Below are 14,883 nucleotides of genomic sequence, written 5' to 3'. Positions count from 1 at the left end.
ACCACTTCAAGTTCCTGGCCTGGTGTCCAACCCATTTCAGAAAGCCCCGGGGTGCCTCCCACCTCCACCAGGTGCATAATCCCCAGGCGTCCGATCTCCTTGGTCACTGATGCGAGATCCTTATCAAGGATAAGAATATTCGCCTTCATCATGGGAACCGGTCGAAACATGTGCCTGTTTATCCCCGTATAAAATGATTAAACATCTATGTATCTGAGTACGCGCTACAGTTCCGGTAACCCTAAAAGAACGTTCAGTTCCATGTCCCGCTTGAGATGTCTTTCGAGCCGCCCGGCGGACATTCTTTCGTCCGGGCGCTCACACCGCGTCTGATTTCCGAAAGCATGTCGCTCTTTTTTGTATCGCCGCCTCCGTGTATGTGAGTACCTATTGTCTCAGTATCAACACATCGCTGATTTCTTCCGCACCCAAGGCATGCCGTTTCCCCTCGGCGATGCTCTTGAGGTTGGTGACTTCAATTTCTTTCAGAGATAAATACGCCACCACAGTCCCTATATGAAAGGGAGGACCGGTGAGCATTTTGCGAATAACGGACAACAATATCAGGTTGAGCGATCGCTCCAGTTGTGAGAGGTTCTGATACGGCCCCACACGTCTCCCGTAATAGGTGCCGGCGAACACATCCCGATAATCCTCTTTCGTGACCATTGAAAGCCGCTTCGCTTCCTCGGCGTTCATCTTGTATCGCATCGGGTGGATCATGGCCTTCACCTCTTCCGGCCCCATATCATAAAAAATGCGATACCTGAGGATGATCATGATATTGGTAATGTCGAAGAAGGTCCCGAGATACATCTTAACCATGTTCTTATCGACACCCGACAGCTCATTCATGGTGCCCCAGAGCCTGGTGTAGTGTACCCGGTCGAAACAGCGTTCCAAGACGACCGTACGATGCTCCTTTTCGAAGAGGGGAAGCGTCTTTTCCAGCATACGGCCGTAGGGAGATGAGGACAGCGCACTGATGAAATTTGCGATGTCCTTGCTGTTGAGAAGCTCGTCAAAATCGAGCGCCGAATAGCCGTTTGTCTCAATGAGCGTATCGCTGATGATCGGGGACGATATTCCCTTGTACTTTCCTCGAAGGATAATCTTGAGATTTTCCACCTCGAGTTTACCCAGGAGCTGAAAGAGAAAGGATGACTCCACCTTCGGGGTGAAAAACTTGAAGATGGTGTGGTATGTCATGAGGAGATTCTGGTCCAGCGCCCGGCTGATCTCGGTGATATCCGGATTTCCGGAATCAATATCCATAAGCTGGGGGGCGTATGCCGTCTCCTGAAGGATCTTCAGAAATCCCTCGAGACTGGTCGTCTCCAGAAGCTGACGATATCTCACATCGTCAAGGAGGCGACTCTTCATACCACGGATTTTTGCATTAATAAAGGAGTATTTTTGTACGTCAAAAATCATGCAATCACAATTACTGGGTGTTAACAGGGATGGGAATGTCTATGAAGTGAAAATCTCGGTGATGATATATGTCCCGGCTTCGTCCATGCGCTTTTTCGCTCTGGCCTCCAGTTCCTGGATGCTCTTGAGCGTTCTGGTGTGCATCTTCTGTGCTTCCTCTGTGGCTTCCTCGATAAGTTTGACCTTTATTTTTTCCGCCTCATCTTCCGCTTCGAACCGCTGACTCTTTAACAGCTCTTCCGCCTTCATCTGGGCGTCGCCCCGGATCTTGTCCGCCATGCGCTCGGATTCGTCCAGGATATCTCTGGCCTTGGCTTCAAATTCGAGCATTTTTTTCAGCTCATTTTCCATCGATACTCCTTATACGTATCCCATACAGATACCAGGCCGCATTCATCCGTAGTCTCTGCCGTGCGTAATCGGTATACCAGCCCGGCGATATACATAAAAAACCCCTCTACGGTACGCGAGGGGAACAGGTTGTGTAATGATGAATTACGCAATGTTACGACACTCAAACAGGTATTTAAAAATAATATTTTCGACAAACCGGACGGTGGTTTTTGAAATACCCGTATCGAGCGATTACGTTCGATCAAAACAAAGTTTCCTGGGTGATGGTGCGTGAAGGTCAGTTTCAGGCTTTCAAAAACAATTCCACCAATGCCAGTATAATGTCATAGTGAAAAGTGTTTTTCAAGTAAAAATTTACATTCTGCATCATTTTTTTGATTCATCCTCCGCATCAACCTGTGCTGAAAGCCGAATCAGCTCGTCGAGGGTCGAGAGGGCGTCCAGAGGCGTGAGGGTATTGACATCAATCCGGCGAAGCCTCTCCACAACGGGACTTGTGACCGCACTCAGGAGGTCAAGCTGGCCCGAGGGATGCGGCCGCGAGCCGGCGGCGGCCGATTCGGGGTCATCCAGACGCAACAGCTCACCCTCCTCCAGATCCTGCAGTATCTCTCTGGCCCGCGCCAGTACCCGGGAGGGGAGCCCCGCCAGGCGGGCCACCTCGATGCCGTAGCTATGGCTCGCCGATCCGGGCTGCATCTTGTGCACGAAGATGATTCGTCCGTTCCATTCCCGGACGGAAATCGTGTAATTTTTTATGCGCTCCTTCAGGACGGCAAGCTCCGTCAGCTCGTGATAGTGGGTGGCAAATAAGGTCAGCGGGGTGTGCGTGTCGCTGTCATGAAGGTATTCCGCCACCGCCCAGGCGATGGAGACGCCGTCGAAGGTGCTGGTGCCCCGCCCTATCTCGTCGAGGATCACCAGGGATCTTTCGGTGGCGTTGTTGAGGATATTCGCCGTTTCCACCATCTCCACCATGAAGGTGGACTGACCCCTGGCGATGGAATCCGACGCCCCGACTCGGGAAAAAATCCGATCGACGATGCCGATCGTCGCTTTCTCTGCCGGCACGAACGAACCGGTATGGGCCATCAGAACAATCAGGGCCACCTGCCTGATGATGGTGGATTTGCCCGCCATGTTGGGGCCGGTAATGATCAGTAGCTGCTCATGCTCCGCGTCGAGATGCACGTCGTTCGGGACAAAACTTCCGGAGGGAAGAAACCCCTCCACCATCGGGTGGCGCCCGCCGGTGATGTCGATCTCCCGCTTATCGGTCATGATCGGCCGGATGAAGTCATGTTCCCGGGCGACGACGGCGAAGCTGAGCAGCATATCCAGCGCCGCCAAGGACCCGGCGCCCTTCTGGATCATGGGGATCCAGTCCCTCACCTCTTCCCTGAGTTTGACGAATATGTCATATTCGAGAGCGGTGATGCGATCCTGTGCCCCCAGCACCTTCGCCTCGAATTCCTTCAGCTCCGGGGTGATGAACCGCTCGGCCGATACCAGGGTCTGTTTTCTGATGTAGTCTTCGGGCACCATCTGAAGGTTCGTGTTGCTTACCTCGATGTAGTACCCGAATACCTTGTTGAAGCGCACCTTGAGGCTGTTGATGCCGGTGCGCCGGCGCTCCGACTTCTCAAGGTCGATGATCCACTGCTTTCCGGTCCGGGATATCTCCCTGAGCTCGTCAAGCTCCTCGTCCACGCCGTCTTTTATCAGGCCGCCGTCACGGAGGGTATGGGGAGGGGATTCCACCAGGGTCGACACGATACGCCGTATGAGGGGTGAAAAATCATCCAGGTCGCCCGCCAAAGACGCCGCCGTTACCGACTCGAATCCCTCAAGAATCCGTCGAATGGGACCGATACGCCCCAAGGATGACGCCAGGGCGGCCACATCCCGGGGGTTGGCGATACGGGTGGAAACCCTGCCGGCGATCCGCTCGAGATCTGCCATGTCCGCCAACAAAGAGACAAGCTCATCGGTCTTCTCCTGTCTCTCCACCAGCTCCTGGACCAGATCGTGTCGCCGTTCGATTTCACGCCGATCTATCATGGGCTGGGCAAGCGTACGTTTCAGGAGCCTCGCGCCCATCGAGGTGGTGGTTCGATCCATCACGGACAAGAGCGAGCCTGTGCGCCTGCCCTCATAGACGGTGCGAAACAGTTCCAGGTTCTTCCCGGTCACCTCGTCGATGATCATGAAGTCTGTGGGAAGATAGAGGCGGGGAAGGCTGAGATGAGTGACGTCCCCCAGCTTGTAGTCCACCACGTAGCTCAACACACCTCCGGCGGCCGTAAGGGCCAGGGGATGCCCACCGAGGCCCAGACCCTCAATGCCTGCCAGGTCATAGACCTCCGTGAGGACCGATACGGCCCGGTCCGTCCCGAAACGGGAGTTATCCGTGAAATTGACCAGGGCACCCCCCAGGGTCCGTGAGAGTCTGTCTGCCAGCGGGCTGTTTTCCTCATCTTCCGAGAGCACCACCTCCTGGGGATTTCGCCCCGCGAGCTGGTCCATCAACTCCCCAAGGTCAGAAAGCTCGGTGATCTGGAAGACGCCTGTGGAAAAATCAAGAAACGCGGCGCCGAAGCGGTCGTCCTTATGGGAAACGCCGCATAGGTAGTTGTTCTCGGCGGCATTGAATTTCCCGAGGGCCGCCGAAAGACCCGGCGTGACCACCCGTATCACCTCACGGCGAACGATCCCCTTCGCCTGGGACGGGTCCTCCACCTGCTCACATACCGCCACCTTTCTGCCCCGGTTGACGAGCTTTTCGATATAGCTCTCCGCGGCGTGATAGGGAATCCCGCACATGGGGACCGGATTCTCCCGGTTCTTGTCCCGGGTAGTCAGGGCGATCTCCAGAATCGGCGCTGCCTCTCGGGCGTCGTCGAAGAACATCTCGTAAAAATCCCCCATGCGAAAAAAGAGGACGCAGTCGGGATACTCCTCCTTGATCGACATATATTGCCTGAGCATGGGGGTCAGGTCGGACATGGTCGGATACCGTTCCCGTAAGATCTCTCAATGGGCACGAGGCGCGCCCCTTCGGCCCGCACGGGCGAGATGACGGCTCAAAAAACGCGGAAGACGTCACAACAACCGAACGCCTTCCGCCTGAAAAATCTAAAACAGAAAAAAACAACGGAGCAGACGACTGTTACCAGCGAATCAGCACCGATCCCCAGGTATAGCCGGCACCGAAAGCGGCGATTACCACCACGTCTCCTTCCTTTAATTTATCCTGCTCGATCATCTCGTCCAGACAGATGGGGATCGTGGCGGCGGTGGTGTTGCCGTATCGCTGGATGTTGTGCCATATCTTTTCGTTCGGGATTTTCATCTTGTGACCCACGAACTGGTTGATGCGCATGTTCGCCTGGTGCGGGACCAAATGATCGATGTCTTCAACCGTATACCCGTTGGCGTCCAGGGCCTCGGTGATCACCTCCGGTAATCTCACGACCGCGTTCTTGAACACCCTCGTCCCGTTCATCCGGGGCCACTGGCGCCCGTCATCCAGGGCCTGGTGAATCTCCCGGGGCATCCGGCGGCTGGCCGGGAATTCCACCCACAGCTCCTTGAATCCTTTGCCATCGGCGTGGAGATGGGTAGAGAGTATCCCCCTGTCCTCATCCTCCGAGGGTCCCAGTATGACGGCCCCCGCCCCATCGCCGAAGAGCACCGTCACCTCCCGGCCCCGGTCCGCAAACTCGAGCCCGGTGGAGTGGACCTCCCCCCCCACCACAAGGACATGGTCGTACATGCCGTTCTTGATGAACTGGTCGGCAATGGACATGCCGTAGACGAATCCCGTGCACTGGTTTCTCACATCCACCGTGGCGATCCCCTTCGCCTCCAGGCGTCGATTCAGGCGGCACCCCGGTCCCGGAAATCCGTTATCGGGACTGAGTGTGGCGAAGATGATCATGTCGATATCGGTGATCTCCATCCCCGCCCGCTCCAGGGCGATGACCGCCGCTTCGTACCCGAGGTCCGACGGACCGACGCCGAATTCGGCGTAGCGTCTCTCCTCGATGCCGCTGCGATCGAGAATCCACTGATGGGTGGTATCCATAAACTTTTCCAGCTCGGCGTTGGTAACAACCCTCTCAGGGAGATACCTTCCGGTGGAAATAATTTTTGTACGGCGCATGTACTATCCTTTTTCAATAATTCAGAGTCAATATGTTAAAAACGCATCTTCTCAATATCCTCGTCCCGGGCTCGGAACACCCGCGTCTCGTCCGAAAGGCTCTTGATATCCCCCCCCGTGACGATCACCACGCTCTCGCCGTCCGTGACTTTCGCGTATCTGGCCACAATGGACCCGGCGATGTGCACATCGCCTGGGGAATATCCTCCCCGGATGATCCCCAGGGGGCCCGGGATGTCTTTCAATTTCACGAACAGGTCGCCCGGAACCGCCTGCTGTTCAAGCTTCCCGTTTTCCTCCTGGTTCCTCCCCACCGAAAGAATGCCCCCTCCCGGCAGCCGAAAGGGCCGCCCGATACGTACAAGGGCAATGACCTCTGGCCCGGGTGTGTGGGTCTCTTCAAACAGCGTCCTGATACGACCGGAAACGATCGGATCCGTCAGGCAGCACCCTCCCGCAGGAGAGGGATATTCCGTCACCCCCAATACCTCAGCCAGGGCCATCTGGGGCTTTCGGGTCCGACCGGAAAAATCAAAGAGGCGCTCTCTATCCACCCACCCCTCCCGCTCAGGCAACGTCGGCCCGAAGAGCTTCGCACTCAACGGCCGAAGCAGAATGTCCTCCACCCCACCGTCCCGCTCGATGATCCTCATGGCGTCTCTCCGCTGAGACATGGGCCGCTGCCCCAGCACCTCGCCGCTGACGATGAACCGCCCTCCCACCTCCTCCATCACTTCCCGTGCGCGGCGCATCATCAGGATCTTGCAGTCGATGCACGGATTGAAATTGCCGCCGTATCCATGCTCCGGCGCTGAGAGCATCTTCATGTATGTATCCGTCACATCCTCGATGCGAACGGCGAATCCGTATCGATCGGCCATATGCCGGATAAACGCATCGCCGTCGGCGCCCGGTCGGTGACCGAAAAAGGGTGTCGTACAGTGCAGCGCCAGCACCTGCACCCCCAGGTCCGTGACGATTCGGGTTGCCAGTATCCCGTCAAGCCCTCCCGATAGGAGGGATACGGCATCGTATGTCCCGTTTTTTTCCCGTTGCGGCTGCATGATGTATTCGGGCCCTCATCTTTCGAAAACCGTGCGGATTCCGGCACGGTTTTTGTGTGCGTTCGGCGTTTCCTTTTGGAAGGTGTATCAGTCCTCCACTTTCTTGACCTTGATCAGGAGATTCTTCCCTTCGATCACCTCCACCCTTTCCCCCTCCTCGATGGGAGTATCGCTGACGGCGTTCCACCATTCACCGTGGACGTAGACCTTGCCGCCGTCTTTGTCGATGCGCGTCTTGGCGACGCCCCGCTCGGAGACGATGCCGAGATCGCCTGTATGCGGCTTTCTCTTGTAGGCCTTCACCGTCAGCCAGATACACAGGACGAAAAAGAGCGTTACGCCGATAACCGTTGGCAGTATGGTACCCATTGAAACCCTCAGGTATTCCGGAAACGTGGACTTGAAAAGCATCATCGAGCCCAAAAAGAGCGATATGATGCCCCCCACACTGAGCAGTCCGTAACTGGTCACTTTTATCTCCAAAATAAACAGTACGACCGACAGCAGGATCAACAACACCCCGGCGTAATTAACCGGAAGCGTCTGGAATGAATAGAACGCAAGAATCAAGCATATTCCCCCTATCACGCCGGGGAATATCGCCCCCGGATTCGACAGCTCGAAATAGAGCCCCATCAATCCGAGCATCATCAGGATATAGGCCACGTTTGGATTGGTGAGGGTATAGAGAAATTCACGGCGAAATCCCATGGGAAATTCCACGAGCCGTGCATTCGTAAGATCCAGCGTCACCTCGCCCTTGGTGGTTTCAAAGGTCCGACCGCTCACGAGCTCCATCAGCTCATAGATGTCTCCCGCGATCAGGTCGATGATGTTACTTTTCAGTGCATCTTCCGCGGTCACGGTCACGGCCTCCGTCACCATCGATTCCGCGAGGTCGGCGTTCCTGTTCCTCCCCTCGGCAAGCCCCCGCATGTACGAGGCGTAGAAATTGGTGGCCTTGTGCATCAGGGTGCTCTCGGTGTCCTTATCGGTTTCCTCGTCGGTCTCCTCACCGGGAAAATCCCCCTGCCCCGTGGGCATCATGGAGACGGGAGTCGCCGCCCCGATGCTTGTATCCGGGGCCATCACGGCGATGTCCGACGCGATGGTGATGAAAGCCCCGGCGGAGCCCGCGCCTCCCCCCTTCGGCGACACGTAGATGATCACGGGGATATCGGAGTTTACCATCTTCTGGACGATGTCCTCCATCGAATCCACCAGGCCGCCGGGGGTATCCATCTCGATGATGACGGCGGAATAATTCTCAATTTCCGCCTCGGTGATGCCGTCTATGATGTACTCGGCGGAGACCGGGTTGATGACGCCGCTGAACGACAGGTGGCCCACCGTTGCGTGCGAATCCGCCCCCTCCTGGCCCATCAAAAGTGCGGTAAAACAGACCAGTATCCACAACAGGAGCATTCCCAGTTTTATCGCGGCGACCACAGAGCGTCTGTGCGCGTGTCTCTTCGAAGTTTTCATTTTTTTCATGTAATAATGTCTTCTTATATAAAGGTCTTATAGAGGTCTCTGACTTTCTTCATGTCCTCCCACGCGTCCCGCTTCTTCGAGGGATCCCTGAGCAGATACGCCGGGTGAAAGGTCGGCATGACCATCACGCCCCCGGCGCGATCGAGGCGCTGAAAGCTGCCCCTGATTTTCGACACCGGGGTCTTGATTCCCAGAAGGTTTCGTGTCGCCACCGCCCCCAGCGTGCAGATAATCTGGGGGTGAATCGCCTCGATCTGTTTCATCAAAAACGGCATGCACGCGTTGACTTCATCCGGCTCCGGGTCGCGGTTTTTCGGCGGTCGGCACTTGATGATATTGCCGATGTAGACGTCCTCTCTCGCCAGATCTATCGCCTCGATAATCTTTGTCAAAAGCTGCCCGGCCCTCCCCACAAACGGGATGCCCTGGATGTCCTCGTCTCTGCCCGGCCCCTCTCCCACGAACATCAATACGGCGTCGGGATTGCCCTGGCCAAACACAATATTCGTGCGCCCCTCACACAGCTTGCACCGGCGGCAGTCCCCCAGCTCTTCCTGCACCGCTTCCAATAGAAACGCACGATCGGTCACGTCATCGGAACGGGAAGCCTCCCTCCCCGTCGGCGAAGGGGTATCCAAAACCCGTGGGGCCGATAATCCACCGCCATTTTTCACCGGCAGATGGGTGACGCCGGAGCGAGAGAGATATTCCAAATACGTAACCAGAGAATCGACTACTTTTCTTTCTTCTTTTTCCACGGGACCGTCTTTTTTTGCACCCGGGTCAAAATCTCGTCGGCCACCTTTTCCTTGGACATCACCGGCAGGATTTCGTCGGTGCCGTCCCGGTCGAAAATCCTCACGGCATTCGTATCGGCGTTGAAGCCCGAATCCGATCTGGTCAGGTCGTTGGCCACGATGATATCCAGGTTTTTGTTTTTAAGCTTGGCCTTTGCGTTTTTCACAAGATCCGTCGTCTCCGCGGCGAATCCGACCAAGATCTTGTCCCCCTTCATCTCCCCGAGGTTTTTCAGAATATCCTCCGTGCGGGAAAGCGCGATGACGTCGCCGCATTCGTCCTTCTTGAGCTTGTGTCGGGAAATATTCGCCGGCGTAATATCCGCCACGGCGGCGGCCTTTATGACCACGTCCACATCACGGAACCGGTCTTTGACCGTATCCGCCATTTCGGCGGCGCTCACCACCTCCACCAGCTCCACCCCCCAGGGGGGCGTCAGGGACGATGGGCCGGATATCAACAGCACCTGCGCGCCCCGGGCCCGGGCCCGCTCGGCGATCGCGTATCCCATTTTCCCGCTGGAATGGTTGGAGATAAATCGCACCGGATCGATGGACTCCCGGGTGGGACCGGCGGTGACCATGATCTTCAATCCCGCCAGGTCCTTTCTGTCGAATATATCGTTTACGACGGCCAGGATGTCCGAAGGCTCCGCGAGCCTCCCCTTCCCCTCCCAGCCGCAGGCCAAAAATCCCTCCCCCGGCTCCACGAAGCGATAGCCCAAATCACTGAGTTTCTTGATGTTGGAGAGGGTGACGGGATTGTCGTACATGTTGACGTTCATGGCCGGGCAAAAAACCACCGGCGCGAGCGTCGCCATGATGACGGTGGAGAGCATGTCATCGGCGATGCCGTTTGCCACCTTGCCGATGATATTCGCCGTGGCCGGAGCCACCACCAGCAGGTCCGCATCGCCGGCCAGATCGATGTGCTCGACGGACTCCGGGGCGCCTCCGGCGAACATCTCATACGCCACCGGATTTCCCGAAAGGGTGGAAAACGACAGGGGGGTAACAAACTCCCGTGCGTTTTTAGTCATAATGACATGCACGGAAAAACCATTCTTCACCAAAAGCCGGGTTAGCTCGCACGCCTTGTATGCCGCGATGCCCCCGGTCACCCCGAGAATGATGTTTTTCGCCTGTTCCTTTTTCTCAGTCATATGTCGATACGATTCTTTTTTTTAAAAATACATGATAGAAGAGTTGAGGGCCGATGTCAATGTATTTGAGTCTCGATTTTCCTCAATACTCAATCGAGAAGGGCGCCGTCTTCCCGGAACACCTCCGTATACTCACTTGCGAACGGGGATAAAGACGTGATACACTCACGGACAGCGCCGAAAGAAATTCGTCTTCTCATATATCCCATCTGTCATGACATACCAGAGGAGCTTTCCCATGCATTACAGAATGCCGCGACGAACTTTCCTGACGGCGGCGGGGACGCTGGCCGTCTCCCTGTCGCTCCCCGGCTGGGCCAGGGGATTCTCCGCCGCACGCCGGCCCAATATTGTTCTGATCGTCACCGACGATCTGGGATGGGCCGATCCGGGGTGCTACGGCAGCATCTTTCATGAGACGCCGAACATTGACCGGTTGGCGGCCCAGGGCATCCGCTTTACCGACGCATACAGCGCCAGCCCCGTCTGCTCCCCCACCCGGGCCGCGATCATGACCGGCAGAAATCCCGCGCGCCTCGGCATCGACAACTGGATCGCCGCGAACCTCCCCCAGAGGTTCTTCCAGCACATCGTCCCCTTCATGCGCACCGGCCATCCGGACTGCATCGACGGCGACAATCCGAAATCCCTCAGGCAGCCCCATAATGAAGATCACCTCCCCCTGGAGGAGGTCACCGTCGCGGAGGTCATGAAAGACGCGGGATACGCCACGTTTTTCACCGGGAAGTGGCACCTGGGAGAAGAGGACTACTACCCGGACCGGCAGGGATTCGACGTCAACCTGGGGGGTACCGAGTGGGGTCAGCCCCCGTCCGGATACTTCTCCCCCTATAAGATCGACACCCTCCCCGACGGCCCCGAGGGGGAATACCTGACAGACCGCCTGAACGATGAGGCGGTCGGCTTCATCAAAACCCACGCGGACGCCCCCTTCTTCATGATGATCTCCCACTATGCCGTGCACACGCCGCTCATGGGGACGGATGAGCTGGTGAAGAAATATGAGGCGAAGCGCTCGGCTTTGCCTGTGGGCGATTCGATTGCGGAGATAGACGGCGTCACCACCCGGATCGTCCAGGATGACCCGGTCTACGCCGCGATGCTCGAGAGCGTGGATAGAGGCGTGGGGATGATTACCGACACCCTCGACGAGATGGGGATAGCCGACAACACGCTGGTGATCTTCACCTCCGACAACGGGGGGCTCTCCACCCGCACCACCGTCACCTCCAACGAGCCGCTCCGCTACGGCAAGGGGTGGCTCTTTGAGGGGGGCATCCGGGTGCCGCTGATCGTCCGGGGGCCGGGGGTGGGGCGTCCCGGGACTGTCTCGGACACTCCCGCCCACTCGTGCGATCTCTTCCCCACGATCCTCGAGGCGGCGGGGCTTGATCTTCGGCCCGACCTCCACAAAGATGGGGAGAGCCTGATGCCGGTCGTCTCCGATACGGGAGACGTTGCCCGGGAGGCGCTCTACTGGCACTTTCCCCATTATCATTCCGACGGCCACCGTCCCTCCGGGGCGATCAGGAAAGGGAACATGAAGCTGATCCACTTCTTCGAGAGCGACCGGGCGCGGTTCTATGACCTGGCGGCGGACATCGGCGAGACACACGACCTCGCCGCCGAAAGGCCGGATGAGGCGGCCCGTCTCCTTAAGATGCTTTCCGCGTGGCAAAAGGAGGTCAACGCCCGGATGGTGTAAACCGGGTCGGTAACAGGAGGTCATCCGCCGTGAGATCGCGGAGGGATTGTGAAAAGCCCTTTTAATTCACAGAAGACTCTATATCAACCGGGAAGGGAACACCCCTCCCGGCTTTTTTCAGGTCTTGGCGGGTGGAAATCGATGGGAGCGACGGGAGAACTTCAGTGTCTCAAAACGTCCCGTGATACCAATAAAAAAGCCCGGACCGGGTCCGGGCTATAGGAGTCATCACCATGCCTGTGTGATTACGGTCTGCCTGTGGGGCCGGGGCCGCCGGTTCCGCCTCTCCCTACTCCCGAGGCTCCGGTCACTCCCGGATCACCCGAGTCGACAGGGGGTTTCTCCGGAGATGTTTCCTCCTTCCCTCCGAAAGCAGTCTCGATATGGTCCTTGACAAACAGCAGTACTACGTCTCCTTCATCAACGGTAAGAGGACAGAAGGTTTTTATGGTCCGCTCCTTGTAATCGATAACCACTTCCTTGTCGTATCGCACCACGGTCCCATCGGGCTTGACCACCACCACATCATACTTCCCGGCCGTATCATAGTAGGGCATGGAAATGAATTCCAGTTTCTCGGTCTCCGGGTCAATGCTGCCGTGAAACTCCAGAAGGTATGTATCCTGTTCTACTTCAAAACTTTCAATCGTGGGAAAGATTTCCGGATTTTCCGACACATCGAGATCGGCAAGTCGATTCAGGTCATCGTCGGTAAGGTATTTCTGAAAATCGAATGTATCAAGGGCGCTGGTGTTAACGATGCGAACATTTCTCGCGGCCATTTCGCCGGATGCGGAGATTGCACACACGGCGACAACAAAAAAGAAAACAATCAAGCACGTTCCTTTTCTCATAACGACCTCCTCTTGAATGTTTTTCAATTGTTTATTATACATTGTCGAGATATTTTGTCAAGTTTTGGGCGGCTCAAAAAAAATGGGGGTTCGCCCCCTTATGTATGATACCCCGCACAAATCTCATCTCCCCCGGTCGAACGGATCGTCGCACGTTTTTTGTGTCTTGATTTGCGGTTATTGACGTGATAAAATTTTATCAACCTATTGCTGCATGTATTTCTCACACCGAAAAGGATAATAAACGCCCCACCCTTTCATCCGGACGGAAAGGAACATATCATGAAAGCCCTGAACGTGATTGGGAAGATTCTTCTCGGCATTGCGGCGCTGATTGTTCTGTTTCTCCTGGTCCTGTCGATAATCTATTCCCCCGGGTATATCGCCCGGTACGTCGCCTGGAATTTCTCGGACATCGGTGACTCCCGTCGATTCCCCGATCGAGAGATCGCCAACGACCCCCCCGCCTTCACTTTTCCCGTAGACCTCAGGGAAGATGAGCTGAACGCCCTGGTCTCAGACCGCCCGTTCGAGGACGCAAGCGGCGTCTATGTCATCAATGATCTGGATCGATTTCTCGAAGAGAACGACACCACCTCGTTCATCGTCATCAAGGACGACATCATTATTTACGAGAAGTACTTCAACGGGTACACGCGGGACTCCGTCAACACCTCCTTTTCCGTGGCAAAATCCGTGACCTCGATTCTCGTGGGCGTCGCCGTCGACGAGGGCCTCATCACGAGCGTCGAGGACCCCATCGTCGCCTACCTGCCGGAGCTTGAGGGGAAAGGCGCGGGCGACGTGACCATCCGGGATCTTCTCCTGATGTCCTCGGGATTTCAATACAAAGAGGGGGACCTCCCCTGGAGCGACGATCCCCGAAACTACTACAGCCGGGACGTGAAAAGCCTGGCCCTGAAAAAGGTGATTGTGGAAGAGCCGCCGGGGGTCCACTTCCTCTACAACACCTACCACCCCGTGTACCTGGGCATGATCCTGGAGCGGGTCACCGGCACGACCGTTTCAGACTATCTTGAGCAAAAGATCTGGACGAAGATCGGCATGGAGTATCCGGCCTCGTGGAGCATGGACAGCGAGAAATACGGCTTCGAGAAGATGGAGAGCGGCCTCAACGCCCGCTCCATCGACTTCGCCAAGCTCGGCAGGCTCTTTCTGAACCTGGGGATGTACGACGGTGAGCAGATCATCTCGAAACGCTGGGTGCTGGAGTCCACGCTGCCGATGGAATACGAGCCCATCGGCTACTATACCGATATCGAGTCGTGGAGCAACGACATCTTCACCGACGGCACCGGGTATTATAAGTACCAATGGTGGGGATTCATCAACCCGGACGGCACGTATGACTACTACGCCCAGGGACACCTGGGACAGATCATCTACGTCTCTCCGGCGAAGGGTGTCATCATCGTCAGAAACGGATCGTCCGGGGGTGCTGTAAAATACTGGGCGAACATCTGCCGGGAGATCGCGGGGAGGTTGTAAAGCGGGTAGCTGCCCGAATACCGCAGACACAAAAAAACCGGGAGGGAAGGCCTTCCCGGTTTTTTGTAGCTAATTTGTAATAACACATACAAAAATAGCCTCAATAATCAACTTGGATTACGAATTTTTTATATGAGGTCTCAAAGCTTTTTCTAGCCGAATCATTGTATCCACCATCTTAGAATATATTCCTGGCCAGGTATCTTCTGGATCACCGTAACCTCCATCAGGTATTTCTTTAAATATTGCACACACAATTCTACCTTCGACACAACTCCATTCAAGCGTATCACCGAATTCTCTCTCAATTTGATCCTTTGATT

12 protein-coding genes are annotated in these 14,883 nt (G+C 56.1%); 2 read left to right on the top strand and 10 right to left on the bottom strand.

Translation table 11 applies throughout. The annotated features are described in order from the left end of the window. Positions 1-387: 387 nt before the first annotated feature. From JW885_00060 to coaBC, 8 genes are all read right to left on the bottom strand, one after another. A complete protein-coding gene (locus JW885_00060; GenBank protein MBN1880537.1) occupies positions 388-1,383 on the bottom strand; it encodes a V-type ATPase subunit in 996 nt (331 codons plus the stop codon). 90 nt (positions 1,384-1,473) lie between these two features. Beyond that, entirely contained in the window at positions 1,474-1,785 is a 312-nt protein-coding gene (locus JW885_00055) for a hypothetical protein (GenBank protein MBN1880536.1), read from the bottom strand. 369 nt (positions 1,786-2,154) lie between these two features. Continuing rightward, positions 2,155-4,794, bottom strand: coding sequence for a DNA mismatch repair protein MutS (gene mutS / locus JW885_00050; protein ID MBN1880535.1), 2,640 nt, complete (start codon positions 4,792-4,794; stop codon positions 2,155-2,157). Between the two features lie 163 nt (positions 4,795-4,957). Beyond that, on the bottom strand, positions 4,958-5,953 hold the full coding sequence (locus JW885_00045; protein MBN1880534.1) for a ketoacyl-ACP synthase III: 996 nt from the start codon (positions 5,951-5,953) through the stop codon (positions 4,958-4,960). Between the two features lie 35 nt (positions 5,954-5,988). After that, the gene (locus JW885_00040) at positions 5,989-7,017 is read right to left on the bottom strand and encodes a thiamine biosynthesis protein (GenBank protein MBN1880533.1); all 1,029 of its coding nucleotides are present in this window, start codon (positions 7,015-7,017) and stop codon (positions 5,989-5,991) included. An 87-nt stretch (positions 7,018-7,104) separates the two neighbouring features. After that, the gene (locus tag JW885_00035; protein MBN1880532.1) at positions 7,105-8,511 is read right to left on the bottom strand and encodes a nodulation protein NfeD; all 1,407 of its coding nucleotides are present in this window, start codon (positions 8,509-8,511) and stop codon (positions 7,105-7,107) included. Between the two features lie 14 nt (positions 8,512-8,525). Further along, the gene (locus tag JW885_00030) at positions 8,526-9,224 is read right to left on the bottom strand and encodes a uracil-DNA glycosylase (protein ID MBN1880531.1); all 699 of its coding nucleotides are present in this window, start codon (positions 9,222-9,224) and stop codon (positions 8,526-8,528) included. A 20-nt stretch (positions 9,225-9,244) separates the two neighbouring features. After that, on the bottom strand, positions 9,245-10,471 hold the full coding sequence (coaBC, locus tag JW885_00025) for a bifunctional phosphopantothenoylcysteine decarboxylase/phosphopantothenate--cysteine ligase CoaBC (protein MBN1880530.1): 1,227 nt from the start codon (positions 10,469-10,471) through the stop codon (positions 9,245-9,247). A 250-nt stretch (positions 10,472-10,721) separates the two neighbouring features. On the opposite strand from coaBC, the gene JW885_00020 reads away from it, so the two are divergent. Further along, positions 10,722-12,197, top strand: coding sequence for a sulfatase (locus JW885_00020; GenBank protein MBN1880529.1), 1,476 nt, complete (start codon positions 10,722-10,724; stop codon positions 12,195-12,197). A gap of 245 nt (positions 12,198-12,442) precedes the next feature. Here the strand turns inward: JW885_00020 and JW885_00015 are convergent, their stop codons facing one another. After that, on the bottom strand, positions 12,443-13,051 hold the full coding sequence (locus JW885_00015; protein ID MBN1880528.1) for a hypothetical protein: 609 nt from the start codon (positions 13,049-13,051) through the stop codon (positions 12,443-12,445). A 282-nt stretch (positions 13,052-13,333) separates the two neighbouring features. Between JW885_00015 and JW885_00010 the strand changes: the two genes are divergently transcribed. Next, positions 13,334-14,560: a serine hydrolase gene (locus tag JW885_00010; protein ID MBN1880527.1), complete on the top strand. Its 1,227-nt coding sequence runs from the start codon at positions 13,334-13,336 to the stop codon at positions 14,558-14,560. 117 nt (positions 14,561-14,677) lie between these two features. Here JW885_00010 and JW885_00005 read toward each other — a convergent pair. Then, positions 14,678-14,883 (bottom strand): DUF4268 domain-containing protein (locus tag JW885_00005; protein MBN1880526.1); only part of this gene is annotated, 206 nt, incomplete at its 5' end.

The sequence above is a fragment of the Candidatus Zymogenaceae bacterium genome, from assembly GCA_016931225.1.
Classification (GTDB): Bacteria; Desulfobacterota; Zymogenia; order Zymogenales; family Zymogenaceae; genus JAFGFE01.
This window is presented reverse-complemented; position numbering and strand designations above follow the sequence as displayed.

What these genes read in the sequence shown, in the direction of transcription:
- JW885_00015 (MBN1880528.1), bottom strand. Translation starts at nt 13,051, where the DNA reads ATGAGAAAAGGAACGTGCTTGATTGTTTTCTTTTTTGTTGTCGCCGTG.
- coaBC (MBN1880530.1), bottom strand. Translation starts at nt 10,471, where the DNA reads ATGACTGAGAAAAAGGAACAGGCGAAAAACATCATTCTCGGGGTGACC.
- JW885_00040 (MBN1880533.1), bottom strand. Translation starts at nt 7,017, where the DNA reads ATGCAGCCGCAACGGGAAAAAAACGGGACATACGATGCCGTATCCCTC.
- JW885_00020 (MBN1880529.1), top strand. Translation starts at nt 10,722, where the DNA reads ATGCCGCGACGAACTTTCCTGACGGCGGCGGGGACGCTGGCCGTCTCC.
- mutS (MBN1880535.1), bottom strand. Translation starts at nt 4,794, where the DNA reads ATGTCCGACCTGACCCCCATGCTCAGGCAATATATGTCGATCAAGGAG.
- JW885_00010 (MBN1880527.1), top strand. Translation starts at nt 13,334, where the DNA reads ATGAAAGCCCTGAACGTGATTGGGAAGATTCTTCTCGGCATTGCGGCG.
- JW885_00060 (MBN1880537.1), bottom strand. Translation starts at nt 1,383, where the DNA reads ATGAAGAGTCGCCTCCTTGACGATGTGAGATATCGTCAGCTTCTGGAG.
- JW885_00055 (MBN1880536.1), bottom strand. Translation starts at nt 1,785, where the DNA reads ATGGAAAATGAGCTGAAAAAAATGCTCGAATTTGAAGCCAAGGCCAGA.
- JW885_00045 (MBN1880534.1), bottom strand. Translation starts at nt 5,953, where the DNA reads ATGCGCCGTACAAAAATTATTTCCACCGGAAGGTATCTCCCTGAGAGG.
- JW885_00035 (MBN1880532.1), bottom strand. Translation starts at nt 8,511, where the DNA reads ATGAAAAAAATGAAAACTTCGAAGAGACACGCGCACAGACGCTCTGTG.